Raw genomic sequence first — 17,774 nt, forward strand, 5'->3', positions numbered from 1 at the left:
ATCCGGCGGCAGCCGCCGGAACGGTGAACGCGCGGTGACGCGCGGGTGACGCGGAGCCGCGTCGCGAGTCGGCGAAATGGTCTATAGTCGGATAGGTCACGTTAGTGGCCACCTTATCCGCTTCACGCACGAAAGGTGAGCCGTGTCAACTCCACAAGAGCCGGCGGAGACGCCGATGATCGGTAAGAGCGTCATTTCGCTGGATGATCTGTCCATCGCCCAGATCAGGGATCTGCTGCACAAGGCGCAATACATCGATTCGAATCGTAAGGAAGTGGCGCACACCTGCGACGGCAGGGTGCTGGCCACGCTGTTCTACGAGCCCTCGACCCGCACGCGTCTGAGCTTCGAGACCGCGATGCTGCGTCTCGGCGGCAAGGTGATCGGCTTCGCCGGCGCGCAGCTCGCCTCCGTCACCAAGGGCGAGTCCATCGCCGACACCCTCAAGACCGTCTCCAACTACGTCGACGTGGTCGCGATCCGCCACCCGAAGGAGGGCGCCGCGCTGGTCGCCTCCCGCGCCGCGTCCGTGCCGGTCATCAACGCCGGCGACGGCGGCCACATGCACCCCACGCAGACGCTCGCCGACCTTGCGACCCTCCAGTCGCGCTTCGGCCGCGTCACGAACCTGACGGTCGGCCTGTGCGGCGATCTCATGTTCGGCCGCACCGTGCACTCCCTGATCGAGACGCTGTGCCGCTTCGGCAACGTGAACTTCGTGCTCATCAGCCCCGACGAGCTCAAGACGCCGCAGTACGTGCTCGACCGCATCGACGCGACCCCGTCCTGCTCTTACACCGAGGTCAAGGACCTCGTCTCCGTGATCGGCGACCTCGACGTGCTGTACATGACGCGTGTGCAGAAGGAGCGCTTCTTCAACGAGGACGACTACCTGCGTCTGCGCGACACCTACATCCTCGACGAGGACAAGCTCTCCCACGCGAAGAAGGACATGGCCGTGCTGCACCCGCTGCCGCGCGTCAACGAGATCGCCGTCGAGGTCGACGACGACCCGCGCGCCGCGTACTTCGAGCAGGTCAAGAACGGCATGCTCATGCGCATGGCGCTCGAAAGCTCCGTCGTGGGCGACGAACTGCCCGGATACGAACCGCTCGAATCCAAGGAGGTCCAGGCCTGATGGAGGTCACCAGCATCCAAAACGGCATCATCATCGATCATGTGCCGGCCGGCACCGCGCTCAAGGTGCTCGAATACCTGAAGATCGACCCGGCGAAGACCAAGCTCGCCCTGATCATGAACACCGACAGCCACCTGTACGGCTCGAAGGACATCATCAAGATCGAGGACCGCGAAGGCGAGGACAACCCGGCCATCGACCTCGACGTGCTCGGCCTCGTGGCTCGCACCGCGACCGTCGGCATCGTGCGCGGCGGCACCATCGTCGAGAAGAAGACCCCGACCCTGCCCGAGCACGTGGTCAACATCCTCACCTGCCGCAACCCCCGTTGCGTGACCACCACCGAGCGCGGCATCGACCAGATGTTCCACCTGACGCACTCCGGGCGTCAGGAATACCGCTGCGACTACTGCGACGAGGAAGCCAAGCTGTAGCCGATCCGCATAACGAGCACTCCGCATAACGAGCACAAGGAGCACAAGGAGGACGCCATGCTCACGCTGCGCAACATCAAGGTGTGGGACACCGACGAGATCATCGATCTCAAGGTGCCCGCGGACGGGACGCTGTTCGAGGACGGCGGCTCGGTCTCGCCCGAAAACGGAGCGGACGGCGACGTTGAGATCGACGCCACGGGTCTCACGCTCGCGCCTGGCTTCGCCGACCCGCACGTCCACTTCCGCGATCCCGGCCAGACCTACAAGGAGTCGATGGCCTCCGGTTGCGCGGCGGCGGCCTCCGGCGGCTACACCGACGTGCTCATCATGCCGAACACCGTGCCCGCGATGGACGGCGAGACGATTGACGACCCGGACGCCCCCGGCGCGAAGGAGGTGCTCGACTCCGGCTACGACACCGTCATCGACTACCTCCAGCATTACGAGGCCATCCACGGCGTTAGCCTGCCGGTGCGCTACGACCTGTGCGTGTGCGCGTCCAAGGGCCGCGCGGGGCGCGAGGCCACCGAGCTCGAGCATTGGCGCCGCTACATGCTGGGCGTCGACGACGACTCCAAGGACGACGCCCAGCTGGCGCACCCCGTCACCGCGATCAGCGACGACGGTTCGGCCGTCACCCCCGAGATCCTCGACGATGTGCTCGAACTGGCGCGCGAGAGCGGGCTGTGCCTGATCGAGCACTGCGAGCACCACGACACCGGCGCCGTCAACGAGGGGCCGGTGTCGCGTGAACTCGGCGTGCCCGGCATCCCCGAGGACACCGAACTCAAGGTCGTCGCGCGCGACATCGCCAAGGCGCGCGAGACCGGCGTGCACGTCCACTTCCAGCATGTGAGCACCGCGATCTCGTTCGACGCGATCCGCGCGGCCAAGGCCGAGGGCCTGCCGATCACCTGCGAGACCGCGCCGCACTACCTCGCGCTGAGCGACGAGGCGCTGCTGAAGTACGGCACGCTCGCCAAGATGAACCCGCCGCTGCGCTCCGAGGCCGACCGCAAGGCCACCATCGCGGCCATCGCCGACGGCACGGTCGACCTGCTCGCCACCGACCATGCCCCGCACACGATGGAGGAGAAGGCCCGCGGCTTCCTCGAGGCGCCCAACGGCATCATCGGACTGGAATGCGCGTACGGCGTGTGCCACGCGAAGCTCGTCGACGGCGGCTTCATCTCCGACAAGCGACTCATCGAACTGATGAGCGTCGAGCCGATGCGACTCATGGGCCACGAGCCCACCGACGTCACCGCGCTGCTCGACCGCGAGACCGACGCCTCCCGCGAACCGGACGCCAAACGCGTGCTCGACCTGACCCGGCCCGGCGAGGCGGACGGCATCGGACTGGTCGTGCTCGACACCGCCGCCGAATGGACCGTCGACCCCGAGGCGTTCCACTCGAAGGCCCGCAACACCCCGTTCGGCGGATGGCGGGTCACCGGACGCCCGATGGCCACCATCATCGGACGGAACCTGACGTTCAGCCGGCTGTAGTCGGCTGTAGCCGGCGGCGGTCGGCGTCGGGCGGGCCGCCGATGAATCACACGTAGAAGCCAGAGAAGCTCCAGAGAAGCTAAAGAAAGGGACCATCATGGACCGTCTGATCGAAGCGATCGAGGCGACGCAGAATCCGAGCGTCGTCGGACTCGACCCCACCGAGGCGCTGGTGCCGCCGCAGGTCGTCGCGAGCTTCGCCGAGGAGGTGCGCGACTCGGTCGACACCCCCGAGGAGGTGCCCACCGCACAGCTCGCCGTCGCCTACTACGAGTTCAACCGCACGATCATCGACGCGGTCAGGGGCATCGTGCCCGCGGTCAAGCCGCAGATCGCGATGTACGAGGCGCTCGGCCCGGCCGGCGTCGACATCTACACGATGACCTGCGAATACGCGGCGTCGCAGGGACTCTACGTGCTCGCCGACGTCAAGCGGGGCGACATCGGCTCGACCGCCGCCGCCTACGCGCACATGCTCTCCGGCGTCGAGGGCCACGACCCGTGGCATGTGGACGCGGTGACCGTCAACCCGTACCTCGGCACCGACGGCATCACCCCGTTCGTCGACGCCGCCAAGACCGCCGACAAGGACCTGTTCGTGCTGGTGCGCACGTCCAACCCCTCGTCGAGCGAGCTGCAGATGCTGGACCTCGCCGACGGCTCCAAGGTGTACGAGCACGTCGCCGATCTCGTCGAAGGCTGGGGCGCCGACACGATCGGCTCCCACGGCTACTCTCGCGTCGGCGCGGTCGTCGGCGCCACCCATCCCGAGGAGGGCAAGGCGTTGCGCGCGCGCATGCCGCACACCTTCTTCCTCGTGCCCGGCTACGGCGCGCAGGGCGGCACCGCCGCCGACGTGCGCGGCATGTTCGATGCCGACGGCTCCGGCGCCATCGTCAACTCCTCGCGCGGCATCATCGGCGCGTGGAAGAAGAACGGCGGCTACTCCAAGTCGATGTCCGTCGACGACGCGCTTGCGCTGGTCTTCGACACCGCGCGAGAGGCCGCCGAGGCCATGCGCGACGACCTGCAGGCCGTGCTGTAACGCTGCACCTCGCAACACAAGCACACAAAGCCCACACAAGCCAAGTTCTACTTCGTAATTTCGTACAAGGAGCATGATGACCGCCACCTTCACCCCCACATACGACGTGGTGGACGAAGCCGTCGCGGCCGGGTACTTCCCGCCGCGTCACCCCGTCGAGATCACCGGCGTCGAGACCCTCGCCGACCGCGTGATCCGACTGACCTTCCGCGACCCGTACATCGCGAAGCACGCCCGGCCGGCGCAGTTCGTGAACCTGTTCACCAACGATCCGCTGATGCCCATGCCGCGTCCGTTCGGCGTGAGCGAGGTCAACGGCGACGAGGTGAGCGTGATCTTCGCGGTCATCGGCAAGGGCACCGCCGAATTCGCCGAGCTGCACGCCGGCGACACGCTGCAGGTGCTGGGGCCGCTCGGGCGTCCGTTCAGGACCAAGCAGGCCGCCCACTATGTGCTTGTGGCCGGCGGCCTTGGCGTGCCCCCGCTCATCTACACCGCGCAGTGCCTCGCCGCCGATCCGGCCGTGCGCACCACCGCCGTGTTCGGCTACCGCAACGAGCGGTTCGCCGACCGCTTCGTCGAACCGTACGCGGACGCCACGGTGAGCATCGACGAGTCCGAAGGCAACGTCATCACGCTGCTTGACAGGCTCGAGGCGACCGGAGGTCTCCATGTCGACGGGCTCGAGACCGTGGTCCTCTCCTGCGGGCCGCTGCCGATGATGAAGGCCGTGGCCGCATGGACCGCCAAGCGGGGGCTCGCATGCCAGCTGAGCATGGAACAGCGCATGGGCTGCGGCTACGGCACCTGCGTGCTGTGCACCGTCGACACCGTGGACGGACGCCTCAAGGTGTGCGCCGACGGACCGGTGTTCACCCGCGAACAGCTCGGATGGGGGGAGTGAACATGACGGAGCGGATCAAGGAACACATCGACCACATCAACCTGTACGAGGCCCACGAGTGGAAGCACCCCACCAAGGTCGCGGGCGTGACGTGGAAGAACCCCGTCGGCACCGCATCCGGCACCTTCCAGTACGCGGCCGTCCGCTGGTTCTACGATGTCAGCCAGCTCGGCGCCGTGTGCACCAAGGGCTGCTCGCCCGTGCCGTGGGAGGGCAACCCGTCGCCGCGTACCGCCGAAGGGCCCGCCTCCAACATCAACGCCGTCGGCCTGCAGAACCCCGGCGTCGATCACTATCTCGTCGACGACCTGCCCAAGCTCAAGGAGGCCGGGGCCATGGTCATCGCCAACGTCGCCGGTCACAGCGACGACGACTACGCGGCGGTTGTCGACAAGCTCGCCGACTCCGCCGCCGACATGCTCGAGATCAACGTGAGCTGCCCGAACGTGACTCACGGCGGCATGAGCGTCGGCACCGACCCGGTGGCCCTCGCCAAGCTCATGGACCGTCTGCGTCCGATGACCGACAAGCCGATCATCGTCAAGCTCACCCCGAACGTCACCGACATCACCGTGCCGGCGCGCGCCGCCGTCGAACACGGTGCCGACGCGCTGAGCATGATCAACACGCTGCTCGGCATGCGCATCGACATCCGCACCGGCGAGCCGATCATCGCGCACGTCACCGGCGGCGTGTCCGGGCCGGCCGTGCTGCCCGTCGGACTCGTGGCCGTCTACCGCACACGCACCGTGCTGCCCGACACCCCGATCATCGGCATCGGCGGCGTTGACTCCGGCGAGAAGGCGCTCGAATACCTGTACGCCGGCGCGAACGCGGTCGAAGTGGGCGCCGCCGCGCTCTTCGACCCCGTGGCGCCGTTGCGCGTCGCCCGCGAACTCGACGACCTGCTCGACGAGAGGCCCGAACTCGCGGCCAAGCTCGCCGCCGGCGAGACCTGGCGCTGACCTGCGCTGATCTGGCGCTGACCCGCGCTGCACGACTACACGGCACATCCACAGAACCACAGAAGGAGATACAGGACCATCATGGCCGACACCGCATCGCTCGACATTCGCTTCACCCAGTTCCTGCTCGAGGCTCAGGCCCTGAAGTTCGGCGAGTTCACCTTGAAGTCCGGGCGCAAGTCGCCGTACTTCATCAACGCCGGCGCGTTCAACGACGGCACCAAGATCGCCACGCTCGGCGCGTTCTACGCCGAGAAGATCGCCGCCGAAATCGAGGCCGGACGCCTGCCCAAGGACATCGACACCGTGTTCGGTCCCGCGTACAAGGGCATCCCGCTGGCCGTCTCCACCGCGATCGCGCTGGTCAGCGCGCACGGCATGGAGATCGGCTACACGTTCGACCGCAAGGAGAAGAAGGACCACGGCGACGGCGGCATGATGGTCGGCACCCAGCTGAAGGACGGCATGAAGGTCCTGCTCGTCGACGACGTGATGACCGCCGGCACCGCCGTGCGCGAGGTCATCCCCAAGCTCAAGGCCGAGGCGGACGTCGAGGTCGTCGGCCTCGTGCTCTCCGTCGACCGCATGGAGAAGACCCGCGATTCCGACACCTCCGCGGTCAAGGCCGTCGAGGCCGAATTCGGCTTCCCGGTGTTCGCCATCGCCAACGTGCGCGAGATCTTCGATGCCGGCCAGCACATCGCCACCGATTCCGGCGAGCCGTACGTGACGCCCGAGATCAAGGCCGCCGCCGACGCCTACCTCGCCCAGTACGGCGCCTGACGTTCCCGTTGGTGTAGGAGAGAGGTCCGGCCTGTGGCGAGCAATCGTGAGACAGACCTCTGAAAGCCGTAATTCTTCCGACTGTATTCGAGGATGAATTACGGCTTTTTCGTTGCGGCGCTTTCATATCTGTGTATCTGTTCGTTGATGAATTCTCGGTGACGTCACTGTCCGAGCCGGGTCAGGATCACTACAGTTGGTGATATGAGGGACAAGGATGAGGCGCAGGCGCCGTCCGAAGGGATCAGAAACACGCAGGTCAATCCGGTCATCGTCGTGGTGGCGACGGCGGTCGTCGCGATGCTGATGTTTGCCGGCGCGTACGCCGCCGGGCGTTCCGCCACCAAACCGACGGACAGCCCCGAATACCGTGCTCTGGTGTCGGACATCGCCGACGTGAAGAAGCGCACGGCGGCCAACAAGGCCAGGGCGAAGGAGCTCACCGGCGAGGTGGAACAGCTGGAGGAGAAACAGCAGGCCGCGGACAAACGGCTTGAGGAGGCCAAGCAGGCGTATCAACGGTATGTGCCCGCAGGCAGCGTCACGGACCAGCCGTTGACCGTCGAATCGCTCGACGTGACGGTCGACAACTCCAACGGCACGGGAATGCATGTGCATCCCAAGTTCGTCGTGCGCAACACGTCCGGGCACATCATCACCAAGATCGAGATTGTCGGCGACATCGTGCGTCCTGACGGCAGCATGGTCTCCGACACTCAGGTCGTCTCCGCCGACGACATCCGCCTCATGCCCGGCAGGACCGCCGTCATTGAGGAGGTCCTCTTCTCGCAGGGCGGCAGGGGAGACCTGTTCAAGCCGAAGCACTACTACTATCAGGCCGCTTCGGACAGCCAATCCAAGGACGTGCAGTTCGGCGGCGACGTGACGGCGAAGGTGATCTCATGAACGACAGGAGGTTGAAGACCGCGATCGTCGCCGCCATCTGCTTGATCGCGGTGGTCGCGGCTGGAATCATGGGCTGGAGCATGGGCGGCCGCTCCGTAGACGTACATGCCAGCGCGGAATACCAGGCCAGGACGAAGGAGCTCAGGCGCGCCGAAACGGCGTTGACCGAATCGCAGGAGGACATCGACAACCGCAACACACAACTCAACGAGACAGACGACGCCATCGGGAAGACCGAGCAGGAGATGAAACGGTATCAGGATTTCGCCAAGGAGTTCGGCCCCTCGGCCGGCGACGCCAATCCGCAGATCACCGTGAAGAGCATCGGCGCGGTGGAACCTTCATACAGTTATTACGACATTCCGATCACCGTGCACAACAACACCTCGACCGCGATTACCTACTACGAGATCCGATACCAACTCACCGATGACGCCGGCAACATCACGTACACAGGTTTCGCGAATGACAGCTCGGGATGCGCGCCGGACGTCGACTGCGTCATCATGAGTCACGGTCGATTCAATCCGGCGGGTATGACGCTCACGCCGATCTCGTGGACCACCGGTTCGGCGGAGAACAGCTACGGCCGCTACGGCACCGATGTGGTGACGCGGAGGTTCTAGACAGGCCGTTGATTGTGCGTCTGCGCGACCGTGTACCCAGTGCTTCCGCGGATGCGGGTGCGGGCTCGGTAGTCCCCAATTCGGTAGTCCCCAATGTTGCCGGGATATGCTGTTTCTGAACGACTCGGGAACGGCATAGGAGCACCGGCACGCATTTCTTAGGCACTTTTTGCGTTTCTTAGGCAGGTGTCTCGTTTGAAAGCTGCCGTCTGGGCTTTTCTGAGCCTTGATTTATCGAGGATTTTGAGGACGCGCGGAGATATGCTCGGCAGGCCAGCTGCCTAAGAATTGAGAAAAGTGCCTAAGAAATGAAGGTCGGAGTGCCAAGTCGGTCTTAAGCCGGTCCCTGGGGCGGTTCCAAGCCGGTCAGGTTGCCCAAAACCGAAGCTTGGTATGTTGGATTTGACCGGTGTTGGATGTGAACTGTCCATACAGGGCGTATCCGGTCATTATCATTGCGGGCAGTGCAGTTGTCTCGATCAGCTGCCGCCCCTGCGTCTGCCGATCTCCTGCGCGATCATGGACAGGAATGCGTTCAGATTGTGCGAGTTGGCCATGGTCGCTTTTGTCGCGACGAAGGTCGTCTTACCTAGCGCGGAGAGGCGGTTCCGTTTCGCCAGATCCGCTTCCCACCGTTCCATCGTGTAATGGTGTCTGCCGTCGTATTCGATCACGATGTCGTATTCCGGCAGAGCCATATCCACGATGTATGCCTTGCCCAACTCGTAGTCCATGATCGGCATATTCACCGTCAGCTTCGGAATCCCATATTTCTCCGCGGACAGCCTCAGCAGTGATTCCTGAGGGGAATCGGTTCCTTCGCGGCTGTAGGAGAGGGCTTGCCGGCACAGACGTACGCCGGGGAATCGTCCAAGCCCCTGCACATGCTCCGCCAATTCGGCATGGGACATCATCCTCATATCCGGATTACGGCAGGTGAGCCAATCCATCGCTATGACCAGACTGGTTAGATCGGTGTATGACGCCATCTGGCAGATGGCGTCCGCGGCCGGCATGCAGGTGACCAACTCGTCGAGTATGACCGGTGATGGGTCCTTCGACCACAGGTGGAATCGGATATCTCGCAGGTGGGAGAGCCTTCCCGCATGATCGACGCTGACATGCAGCTTGTTCTCGTTGAATCCGGGGCGGAGATCCATTGAAGCGGCCATGCCGTGGAGCTTGAGAGCCGTGACATGGCTGAAGCATAGGGGTTGCGTGGTGCGCATGGCGATATCACGGCATGCGGCGTGGGTCTGCCTCGCCAACGACGCGGCCTGTTCCAATGTGAAGAAGGTGTTCTGCGGCATATCCATGTGCCCACGGTATTGGCGGTTCGCAATGAATCGCAAAATGGCCGAGCACCGTTGTGGATAACACCTCTGAAATGTTGATGAGATTGCGTCGACGGCGAACTGGGTGGGCGGACCCGTGACGTGTTTCTATGGTCCTATATGAACGTATGCATAGGCCTTCCCTGCAAGGGTTTGCCGGGAAGGCCCTCATGTGATGCATGTGATGTGCGGTGTCTCGGATCCGATCGACGTACTCGTATCGTTGCGTCCGATCGACGCCGACAGTTCAGTCGGCCCGGTCCCTAGTCGATGAGCTTGTAGCCGTGGTCGGAGACGACGGACTTGAGCTTTTCGAGGTAGTTCTCGGCCGCCGAGGAGAGCTTGGCGCGCTCGTTGGTGATCCAGCCGACGAGCATCGTCTCGTCCGAGTCGAGCGGGACCGTGCAGATCTTCTCGTTGTTGAGGTCGCCGTTGTCGATGCCGGTGCACACCGTGTAGCCGTTGAGGCCGATGATGAAGTTGAGGATCGTGGCGCGGTCGGTCACGTTGATCTGCTTGGGGGAGTAGTCCGGCCAGACCGCCTCCTCGGCGAAGTAGAAGGAGCCGTCCTCGCCCTGCTCGTACTGGATGAACGGGAAGGGCTTCAGATCCTTCATCGTGACCATCTTCTTCGTGGCGAGCGGGTTGGTGCGCGCCAGGAACACATGCAGCGGGGCGCGGAAGAGCGCATGGAACTCCAGATGCTTCTCACGCAGCAGTTTGCCGATCACGTCCTTGTTGAAGTCCGACAGGTAGATGATGCCGACATCCGAACGCATGTTAGCGACCGAGTCGATGATGTCGCGCGTGCGGGTCTCGCGGATCGTGAACTCGTACTCGTCGGACTTGATCGAATTGATCATTTCGACGAACGCCTCGACGGCGAACATGTAGTGCTGCGTGGAGACGGTGCACAGCTGCTTGCGGGGCTTCGCGTTCTTGTAGCGCTCCTCGAGGAGCGCCGCCTGATCGAGCACCTGACGCGCGTAGGTGAGGAACTCGGCGCCGTCCACGGTCAGGGCGATGCCCTGCGAGGAGCGGGTGAAGATCTCGATGCCGAGCTCCTTCTCCAGCTCCTTGACGGAGGAGCTCAGGGCGGGCTGCGAGACGTAGAGCTCGTGGGAGGCCTCGTTCATCGAACCGCATTCGACGATCTTGACGATGTATTTGAGTTGCAGAAGCGTCATAAACACCGGTTATAGCAGTGGGGATAGTCGAAGGGTGAGGTTATAGCCGATTGTTTCCATGACGGCGGACGCCATGTGAGACGCCTCGTGAGACGCCTCGTGAGACGCCCTGTGAGACGCAAGACGCCGTGTGACGCGGCGGAACGCACCAAGCCCGCCTCCCGCCTGGCTGTTAGCCTGTTGGCGTTACAATCGTTCGGATGACAGGGAACGGCAGGAGGAAGGTGGCTCGGGTGGGGACCGTCAGGACGCTCATGCGGCACATCGGGGAGTTCAGACGGGACGCCGTCATCACCCCGCTGGTGATGATCGGCGAGGTCGTGTGCGAGATGATCGTGCCGCTGCTCATGGCCACGCTCATCGACGACGGCGTCGAGAAAGGGGATATGGGCGTCATCGTGCGCACGTCCCTGATCATGCTCGCCGTCGTGCTGTGCGGACTCACGGTCGGATGCCTCGGTTCGGTGTTCGGCTCGAAGGCCGCGGCCGGCTTCGCGAGGAACCTGAGGCAGGACCAGTACGACAACATCCAGACCTTCTCCTTCACCAACATCGACCGCTTCTCCACGCCGAGCCTCGTCACGCGACTGACCACGGACGTGATGAACATCCAGAACGCGTTCATGATGATCCTGCGCATGGTGCCGCGCGCCGCCAGCTCGCTGATCGTCGCGATGTGCATGGCGTTCGTCGTCTCCGGGCGCATGGCGCTGATCTACCTCGCGGCCGTGATCTTCCTCGGAGTCGTCCTGGGCGTGCTCATGAACGTCGCGGCCCGCTTCTTCCGCCGCGCGTTCCCCGAATACGACGTGCTCAACGAGAACACCGAGGAGAACATCACCGCCATCCGCGTGGTCAAGGCGTTCGACCGCGGCGACATGCAGAACGAGCTGTTCCGCGCGGTCTCCAAACGCATCTACGACATCTTCATGAAGGCCGAGCTGACGCTCGCCTCCGTCAACCCGGTCATCCAGTTCACCGTCTGGGCCTCGATGCTGCTCATCAGCTGGTTCGGCGCGAACCTCATCGTCGCCGGGGACCTCACCACCGGAGACCTCACGTCCCTGCTCATGTACTGCATGAACATCCTCATGAGCCTTGTCATGCTGTCGATGACCATCGTCATGATCACGATGTCGTCCGCCTCCGCCCGCCGCGTGGCCGAGGTCCTCACCGAGAAGGCCGACATGCCCGTCGTCGACCATCCCGTCACGGTTGTGAAGGACGGATCCATCGACTTCAACGACGTCGACTTCAGCTACCCGGAGGTGACGCTTTCCGACAACGACCCCACCGCCAAGCGGCGCGCCGCCATGGCCGCGAGGATCGCCGGCACGAGACGCCGCGAACGGGTGCTCGACGACATCGACCTGCACATCCCCTCCGGCGCGGTCGTCGGCGTGATCGGCGGCACCGGCTCGGCCAAGACCACGCTCGTCAACCTCATCCCGCGCCTGTACGACGTGACCGGAGGCTCGGTCATGGTCGGCGGCGTCGACGTGCGCGACTACGACCTCGACACCCTGCGCGACAACGTCGCCGTCGTCCTGCAGAAGAACGTGCTCTTCTCCGGCACCATCGCCTCGAACCTGCAATGGGGAGACCCGAACGCCACCGAGACGGACATGCGCCGGGCATGCCGGATCGCCTGCGCCGACGAGTTCATCGACCGCATGCCCGACGGCTACGACACCGTCGTCGAACAGGGCGGACAGAACCTCTCCGGCGGCCAGCGGCAACGCCTGTGCATCGCCCGCGCCCTGCTCAAACACCCCAAGGTGCTCATCCTCGACGACTCCACCTCCGCGGTCGACACCGCCACCGACGCGCGCATCCGCCGCGCCTTCGCCGACGAGATGCCCGAGGTCACCAAGATCATCATCGCCCAGCGCATCTCCAGCGTGCAGGACGCCGACATGATCGTCGTCATGGACGACGGCCGCATCCACGGCGTCGGCACGCATGAGGAACTGGTCGTCAGAGACGAGATCTACGCGAGCATCGTCGAACTGCAGACCAGGGGCGGCGGCGACTTCGACGAGGCCGCCGCGAACACGAACGAACCGGAGGTGAAGTGATGCCGGGACCAAGGGGGAACGCGGCGAGGAACGCCGCGGCGGCGAAGGACTACCTGAGGATGGGCCACCCGTGGCGCACGTTCACGCGTCTTATGGGCGACCTGTTCTCACGCTACGGCGTGCAGTACGCCGTCATCATGGCGTGCATCCTCGTCACCGTGCTCGCCAACGTGCGCGGCAACCTGTTCATCCAGCGGCTCATCGACGACTACATCATGCCGCTCGTCCATGCGGATCCGGGCGAACGCGACTTCGGCCCGCTGCTCGGCGCCATCCTTGCGCTCGCCGGCCTCTACGCGGTCGGCGTCGTGGCCGCGGCCGTTCAGGCCGTCCTCATAGCGTTCGTCACCCAGGGGTTCATGCGCCGGCTGCGCAACCGCATGTTCGGACACATGCAGCAGCTGCCGCTCGGATACTTCGACACCAATTCGCGCGGCGACGTGATGAGCCTGTACACCAACGACATCGACACGCTGCGTCAGATGGTCTCCCAGTCCATCCCGCAGATCCTCACCTCGGTGCTCCAGATCGTCATGGTCCTGGTCTCGATGATCTACCTGAGCGTGCCGCTGACCGGTGTGATGCTCGTCATCGCCGCGGTCATGGTGCTCCTCACCAAGGTGCTGACCGGCCGCTCCGGCGCGCACTTCTCGCAGCAGCAGCGCTCCGTCGGCAAGCTCAACGGCTTCGTCGAGGAGATGATGACCGGGCAGAAGGTCGTCAAGGTGTTCACGCACGAGAAGGCCGCCAAGCGCGACTTCCGCGAGGTCAACGACCGGCTGTACGACGCCTCCAACAAGGCCAACAAGTTCGCCGGATATCTGGGGCCGATCAACAACCAGCTTGGATACATCGGCTACGTGGTCTGCGCCCTGGTCGGCGGCGCGCTCGCGATGACCGGCGCCACGGGCCTGACGCTGGGCGCGCTCGTGAGCTTCCTGACGTTCGTCAAGAGCTTCACGATGCCGATCTCGCAGGTCTCCCAGCAGCTCAACGCCATCGTCATGGCGCTGGCCGGCGGCGAACGCGTCTTCGACCTGCTCGACGAGAGGCCGGAGTCCGACGACGGGCGAGTCACCCTCGTCAACGTCACGCGTGACGGTTCCGGCAGGCTGGTCGAGTCGGGGGAACGCACCGACGACTGGGGCTGGAAGGACCCGTCCGACGGGCATATCACCCCGATGCGCGGCGACATCCGTCTGGACCATGTGAACTTCAGCTACGTGAAGGGCAAGGAGGTCCTGCACGACATGTCGATGTTCGCCAAGCCCGGGCAGAAGATCGCGCTCGTCGGGTCCACCGGCGCCGGCAAGACGACGATCACCAACCTCATCACCCGCTTCTACGACATCGACTCCGGTTCGATCACCTATGACGGCATCGACATCAGCGACATGAGGAAGGGTGATCTGCGCCGGTCCCTCGGCATGGTGCTGCAGGACACGCACCTGTTTTCCGGCTCGATCATGGACAACATCCGCTTCGGCCGTCTCGACGCCACCGACGAGGAGGTGAAGGCGGCGGCGCGGCTCGCCAACGCGGACGCGTTCATCGAAAAGCTGCCCGACGGCTACGACACGCAGCTGACGGCGGACGGCGCCGCGCTGAGTCAGGGGCAGCGGCAGCTGCTCGCCATCGCGCGCGCCGCGGTGGCCGACCCGCCGGCGCTGATCCTCGACGAGGCGACCTCGTCGATCGACACCCGCACCGAGTCGCTGGTCCAGCACGGCATGGACGAGCTCATGCGCGGGCGCACCACGTTCGTGATCGCGCACCGCCTGTCGACGATCCGCAACGCGGACTGCATCATGGTCATCGAGGCCGGCCGCATCATCGAACGCGGCACGCACGACGAGCTCGTCGCGATGAAGGGGCGGTACTACACGCTCTACACCGGGCTGAAAGGCGATGCGGCCAGCATCGACTGACCGGGCCTGACCGTCTGACGTCCGGACCGGCCCCTACAGGCGCACGCCGAGCGCGGCGAGCGCCTCGCGGGCCTCAAGCGCCCCCTCGAACAGGCGGCCGTGGATGCCGACCTCGTTCGCGCCGACCACGTTCTTCGCGGTGTCGTCGAAGAACACGCAGCGCTGCGCCTCAAGGCCGAAGCGGGAGAGCGCCAGCTCGTAGATGTCGGCGTTCGGCTTGTGCATCTTCTCGATGCCGGAGACGACGGTGCCGTCCAGCAGGTCGTTCAGGACCGGGTACTTGTCGAACGCGATGTGGATCGTCTCGTGCGACCAGTTCGTCAGGCCCCACACGCCGTAGCCGTGGGCCTTGAGGTCGCGCAGCAGCTGTTCCATGCCGGGCAGCATGCGCGGCAGCGCGTCGCCGTAGTGCTCGATGTAGTACCTGAAGATCCGGGCGATGTCCTCGCCCTGCTCGCGCACCACGTCCGGGTAGATGTCGGCGAAGTCCTCGCCGGCGTCCATGCGGTCCTCGTAGCGGAAGAAGCCGTGCGGGTCGTCGTCGGCGCAGATCGCGTTCACCACGTCGTCGGGGAAACGGCCCGTCAGGCACGCGCGTGTGCTCCAGTCGAACAGCACGCCGCAGAAGTCGAAGATCACGTCGGTGACGGGGGAGGGGGTGTGAGGGGCGGTCATGCGAAGCTCCTTGATGGGTTGGCGGACAACATACCTATATATACGCGATGCATCGGCCAACGTAAGGAGACCCGCCCGTCCTGACAGGGAGGGCCGATAGACACCCGAGACTACGTTGACCATACGCCGGCCAACGGTGTTAGCAAAGCGTTAGCGAATCGCCATGTCCCGTCATAACCGCCGTATGTAACCCGTAAAAACCGTTTCATCTCCTTCACATACTCAATAGCATGAAGAGCTGTAATGACCCGACGGTGATGTCTGACCGCCCCGCACGGCACGCGTGACAACGTGCCGCGCGCCGGGGCGGGAAGGTTCAGCACCGTCGGGTTTGTTCAATGATAAGGAGAAAGACATGCCCTGGTGGGTAGATGTTGCCTATGTCGTGGGCACGATCGTCATCTTCGTCCTCTTCGATCTGTTTGGAAAGTGGGTTGACAAGCTATGACGACGTTCTTCACCGTGCTGGGTGTCGTGCTGGGAATCGTAGGAATTGCCTACATGATTTACTCCCTGTGCCGTCCCGAGAAGTTCTGACAGGCCCCAAAGAGAAACAAGTCTAGGGAACAAAGGTTCATCACATGGTATATCTTTTTGCGATCATGGCATTCGCGCTGATTGCCATCATCCTGGCGGCGATCTACAAGCCGCTGGGCGACTACATGTACAACGTGTTCACGTCCGACAAGGACCTCTTCTTCGAGAAGTGGATCTACAAGATCGTCGGCGTTGACTCCAAGAAGGGGCAGACCTGGAAGGCGTACCTGCGCGGCCTGCTCGGCTTCTCCCTCATGAGCGTTCTGGTGCTCTACCTGCTCCAGCGCGTGCAGCAGTGGCTGCCGTTCTCGCTGGGCTTCCCGAACGTCGAAGGCCCGCTCGCGTTCAACACCGCGGCCTCGTTCGTCACCAACACCAACTGGCAGTCCTATTCGCCTGACGTGACGCTCGGCTACACCGTCCAGTTCGCCGGCCTCGCCGTGCAGAACTTCGTGTCCGCCGCCGTCGGCATCGCCGTGTCGATCGCCCTCGTGCGCGGCTTCGCGTGGCGCAAGTCCGAGACCATCGGCAACTTCTGGGTCGATCTGACCCGCGGCACGCTGCGCCTGCTCATGCCGATCTCCATCGTCATGGGCATCATCCTCATCGCCCTCGGCGTCGCCCAGAACTTCGCCGGCTTCGTCGACGTGAACACCATCGCCGGCGGCACCCAGAAGATCATGCAGGGCCCGGTCGCCTCCCAGGAGGTCATCAAGGAGCTCGGTACGAACGGTGGTGGCTTCTTCAACGCCAACTCCTCGCACCCGTACGAGAACCCGAACATGTGGACCAACCTCATCGAGATCCTCCTCATGCTGTGCATCCCGGTGGCGCTCACCCGCACCTTCGGCCGCATGGTCGGCGACGTGCGTCAGGGCTACGCCATCCTCGGCGCGATGGCCATCCTCTTCGGCGTGAGCTTCCTGTGCGTCGTCACCGCCGAGTCCTTCTCCAACGACGCGATCGTCAACCTGACCGGCGGCTCGATGGAAGGCAAGGAGACCCGCTTCGGCATCGTGTGGTCCGGCCTGTTCGGCACGACCTCGACGTCCACCTCCACGGGCGCCGTCAACTCGATGCATGATTCGTACACCGCGTTGGGCGGCATGATGTACATGCTCAACATGATGCTCGGCGAGGTCTCGCCGGGTGGTGTGGGCGCCGGCCTCTACGGTATCCTCGTGATGGCCGTCGTCGCCGTGTTCATCGCGGGCCTCATGGTCGGCCGTACGCCTGAGTACATCGGCAAGAAGATCGGTCCGCGCGAGATGAAGATGGCCTCGCTGTACTTCCTCGTCATGCCGATCACCGTGGTCGTGGGCGTCTCGCTCAGCTTCGCCCTGCCGTTCGCGCGCCAGTCGATCTTCGACACGTCGCTCAACAACAGCGGCAACCACGGCTTCTCCGAGGTCGTCTACGCGTTCACCTCTGCCGCGAACAACAACGGTTCCGCGTTCGCCGGCATCACCGCCGACACCCCGTGGCTCGACACCGCGCTGGGTCTGGCCGTGCTGCTCGGCCGCTTCCTGCCGATCGCCCTGGTGATCGCCCTGGCCGGCTCGCTGGCCAAGCAGGACAAGGTGCCGGTGACCGCCGGCACGATGAAGACCGACAACGGTCTGTTCGTCGTCCTGCTCGTGTTTGTTATCGTCCTTATTTCCGCGCTGACGTTCTTCCCGACGCTTGCTCTGGGACCGTTGGCAGAAGGTTTGGTGGCGTGAT

The 17,774-nt window shown here is 64.3% G+C and carries 15 protein-coding genes; 12 read left to right on the forward strand and 3 right to left on the reverse strand.

Going from position 1 to position 17,774, the window contains the following annotated elements:
* The first annotated feature begins 175 nt into the window (after nucleotides 1-175).
* The 9 genes from pyrB to CSQ85_RS10615 all read left to right on the forward strand — a co-directional run bounded on the left by pyrB (nucleotide 176) and on the right by CSQ85_RS10615 (nucleotide 8,313).
* A complete protein-coding gene (gene pyrB, locus CSQ85_RS10575; RefSeq protein ID WP_150384032.1) occupies nucleotides 176-1,138 on the forward strand; it encodes an aspartate carbamoyltransferase in 963 nt (320 codons plus the stop codon).
* Nucleotides 1,138-1,572 carry an aspartate carbamoyltransferase regulatory subunit gene (locus tag CSQ85_RS10580; protein ID WP_107041652.1) on the forward strand — a complete coding sequence of 145 codons (435 nt, stop codon included), beginning with the start codon at nucleotides 1,138-1,140 and terminating at the stop codon, nucleotides 1,570-1,572. Before pyrB ends, CSQ85_RS10580 begins: the two co-directional genes overlap by 1 nt.
* 57 nt (nucleotides 1,573-1,629) lie before the next feature.
* Nucleotides 1,630-3,084, forward strand: a complete 1,455-nt coding sequence (locus tag CSQ85_RS10585) for a dihydroorotase (RefSeq protein ID WP_150384007.1) — start codon at nucleotides 1,630-1,632, stop codon at nucleotides 3,082-3,084.
* Between the two features lie 97 nt (nucleotides 3,085-3,181).
* On the forward strand, nucleotides 3,182-4,129 hold the full coding sequence (gene pyrF / locus CSQ85_RS10590; RefSeq protein ID WP_150384008.1) for an orotidine-5'-phosphate decarboxylase: 948 nt from the start codon (nucleotides 3,182-3,184) through the stop codon (nucleotides 4,127-4,129).
* Nucleotides 4,130-4,202: 73 nt separating this feature from the next.
* Entirely contained in the window at nucleotides 4,203-5,033 is an 831-nt protein-coding gene (locus CSQ85_RS10595; RefSeq protein ID WP_150384009.1) for a dihydroorotate dehydrogenase electron transfer subunit, read from the forward strand.
* Complete coding sequence (locus tag CSQ85_RS10600; protein WP_190973013.1) at nucleotides 5,021-5,998, forward strand: dihydroorotate dehydrogenase; 978 nt, start codon at nucleotides 5,021-5,023, stop codon at nucleotides 5,996-5,998. Before CSQ85_RS10595 ends, CSQ85_RS10600 begins: the two co-directional genes overlap by 13 nt.
* An 81-nt stretch (nucleotides 5,999-6,079) precedes the next feature.
* Nucleotides 6,080-6,781 carry an orotate phosphoribosyltransferase gene (gene pyrE, locus CSQ85_RS10605; protein ID WP_150384011.1) on the forward strand — a complete coding sequence of 234 codons (702 nt, stop codon included), beginning with the start codon at nucleotides 6,080-6,082 and terminating at the stop codon, nucleotides 6,779-6,781.
* A 204-nt stretch (nucleotides 6,782-6,985) separates the two neighbouring features.
* Nucleotides 6,986-7,687 (forward strand): hypothetical protein, encoded by a 702-nt coding sequence (locus CSQ85_RS10610; RefSeq protein WP_150384012.1) that lies wholly within the window; start codon nucleotides 6,986-6,988, stop codon nucleotides 7,685-7,687.
* Nucleotides 7,684-8,313 (forward strand): hypothetical protein, encoded by a 630-nt coding sequence (locus CSQ85_RS10615; RefSeq protein ID WP_150384013.1) that lies wholly within the window; start codon nucleotides 7,684-7,686, stop codon nucleotides 8,311-8,313. Before CSQ85_RS10610 ends, CSQ85_RS10615 begins: the two co-directional genes overlap by 4 nt.
* 479 nt (nucleotides 8,314-8,792) lie before the next feature.
* On the opposite strand, the gene CSQ85_RS10620 is transcribed toward CSQ85_RS10615, so the two are convergent.
* Nucleotides 8,793-9,542, reverse strand: coding sequence for a PDDEXK family nuclease (locus CSQ85_RS10620; protein ID WP_150384014.1), 750 nt, complete (start codon nucleotides 9,540-9,542; stop codon nucleotides 8,793-8,795).
* A 368-nt stretch (nucleotides 9,543-9,910) separates the two neighbouring features.
* Nucleotides 9,911-10,834 (reverse strand): LysR family transcriptional regulator, encoded by a 924-nt coding sequence (locus tag CSQ85_RS10625; RefSeq protein WP_043163682.1) that lies wholly within the window; start codon nucleotides 10,832-10,834, stop codon nucleotides 9,911-9,913.
* A 200-nt stretch (nucleotides 10,835-11,034) separates the two neighbouring features.
* Between CSQ85_RS10625 and CSQ85_RS10630 the strand changes: the two genes are divergently transcribed.
* Together CSQ85_RS10630 and CSQ85_RS10635 are read left to right on the forward strand one after the other, a co-directional pair.
* Nucleotides 11,035-12,912: an ABC transporter ATP-binding protein gene (locus tag CSQ85_RS10630; RefSeq protein WP_150384015.1), complete on the forward strand. Its 1,878-nt coding sequence runs from the start codon at nucleotides 11,035-11,037 to the stop codon at nucleotides 12,910-12,912.
* Nucleotides 12,912-14,840: an ABC transporter ATP-binding protein gene (locus CSQ85_RS10635; RefSeq protein ID WP_150384016.1), complete on the forward strand. Its 1,929-nt coding sequence runs from the start codon at nucleotides 12,912-12,914 to the stop codon at nucleotides 14,838-14,840. The genes CSQ85_RS10630 and CSQ85_RS10635 overlap by 1 nt, the downstream gene beginning before the upstream one ends.
* A gap of 33 nt (nucleotides 14,841-14,873) precedes the next feature.
* On the opposite strand, the gene CSQ85_RS10640 is transcribed toward CSQ85_RS10635, so the two are convergent.
* Nucleotides 14,874-15,515: an HAD family hydrolase gene (locus CSQ85_RS10640; protein WP_150384017.1), complete on the reverse strand. Its 642-nt coding sequence runs from the start codon at nucleotides 15,513-15,515 to the stop codon at nucleotides 14,874-14,876.
* Nucleotides 15,516-16,117: 602 nt separating this feature from the next.
* Here CSQ85_RS10640 and kdpA point away from each other — a divergent pair.
* Entirely contained in the window at nucleotides 16,118-17,773 is a 1,656-nt protein-coding gene (gene kdpA / locus CSQ85_RS10645; RefSeq protein WP_223846945.1) for a potassium-transporting ATPase subunit KdpA, read from the forward strand.
* Nucleotide 17,774: the final 1 nt, after the last annotated feature.

It is taken from the genome of Bifidobacterium rousetti (genome assembly GCF_008698235.1).
Classification (GTDB): domain Bacteria; phylum Actinomycetota; class Actinomycetes; order Actinomycetales; family Bifidobacteriaceae; genus Bifidobacterium; species Bifidobacterium rousetti.

Bases quoted from the DNA above. Each gene is read 5' to 3' on its own strand.
- pyrB (WP_150384032.1), top strand. From the start codon at position 176: ATGATCGGTAAGAGCGTCATTTCGCTGGATGATCTGTCCATCGCCCAG.
- CSQ85_RS10580 (WP_107041652.1), top strand. From the start codon at position 1,138: ATGGAGGTCACCAGCATCCAAAACGGCATCATCATCGATCATGTGCCG.
- CSQ85_RS10585 (WP_150384007.1), top strand. From the start codon at position 1,630: ATGCTCACGCTGCGCAACATCAAGGTGTGGGACACCGACGAGATCATC.
- pyrF (WP_150384008.1), top strand. From the start codon at position 3,182: ATGGACCGTCTGATCGAAGCGATCGAGGCGACGCAGAATCCGAGCGTC.
- CSQ85_RS10595 (WP_150384009.1), top strand. From the start codon at position 4,203: ATGATGACCGCCACCTTCACCCCCACATACGACGTGGTGGACGAAGCC.
- CSQ85_RS10600 (WP_190973013.1), top strand. From the start codon at position 5,021: ATGGGGGGAGTGAACATGACGGAGCGGATCAAGGAACACATCGACCAC.
- pyrE (WP_150384011.1), top strand. From the start codon at position 6,080: ATGGCCGACACCGCATCGCTCGACATTCGCTTCACCCAGTTCCTGCTC.
- CSQ85_RS10610 (WP_150384012.1), top strand. From the start codon at position 6,986: ATGAGGGACAAGGATGAGGCGCAGGCGCCGTCCGAAGGGATCAGAAAC.
- CSQ85_RS10615 (WP_150384013.1), top strand. From the start codon at position 7,684: ATGAACGACAGGAGGTTGAAGACCGCGATCGTCGCCGCCATCTGCTTG.
- CSQ85_RS10620 (WP_150384014.1), bottom strand. From the start codon at position 9,542: ATGCGCACCACGCAACCCCTATGCTTCAGCCATGTCACGGCTCTCAAG.
- CSQ85_RS10625 (WP_043163682.1), bottom strand. From the start codon at position 10,834: ATGACGCTTCTGCAACTCAAATACATCGTCAAGATCGTCGAATGCGGT.
- CSQ85_RS10630 (WP_150384015.1), top strand. From the start codon at position 11,035: ATGACAGGGAACGGCAGGAGGAAGGTGGCTCGGGTGGGGACCGTCAGG.
- CSQ85_RS10635 (WP_150384016.1), top strand. From the start codon at position 12,912: ATGCCGGGACCAAGGGGGAACGCGGCGAGGAACGCCGCGGCGGCGAAG.
- CSQ85_RS10640 (WP_150384017.1), bottom strand. From the start codon at position 15,515: ATGACCGCCCCTCACACCCCCTCCCCCGTCACCGACGTGATCTTCGAC.
- kdpA (WP_223846945.1), top strand. From the start codon at position 16,118: ATGGCATTCGCGCTGATTGCCATCATCCTGGCGGCGATCTACAAGCCG.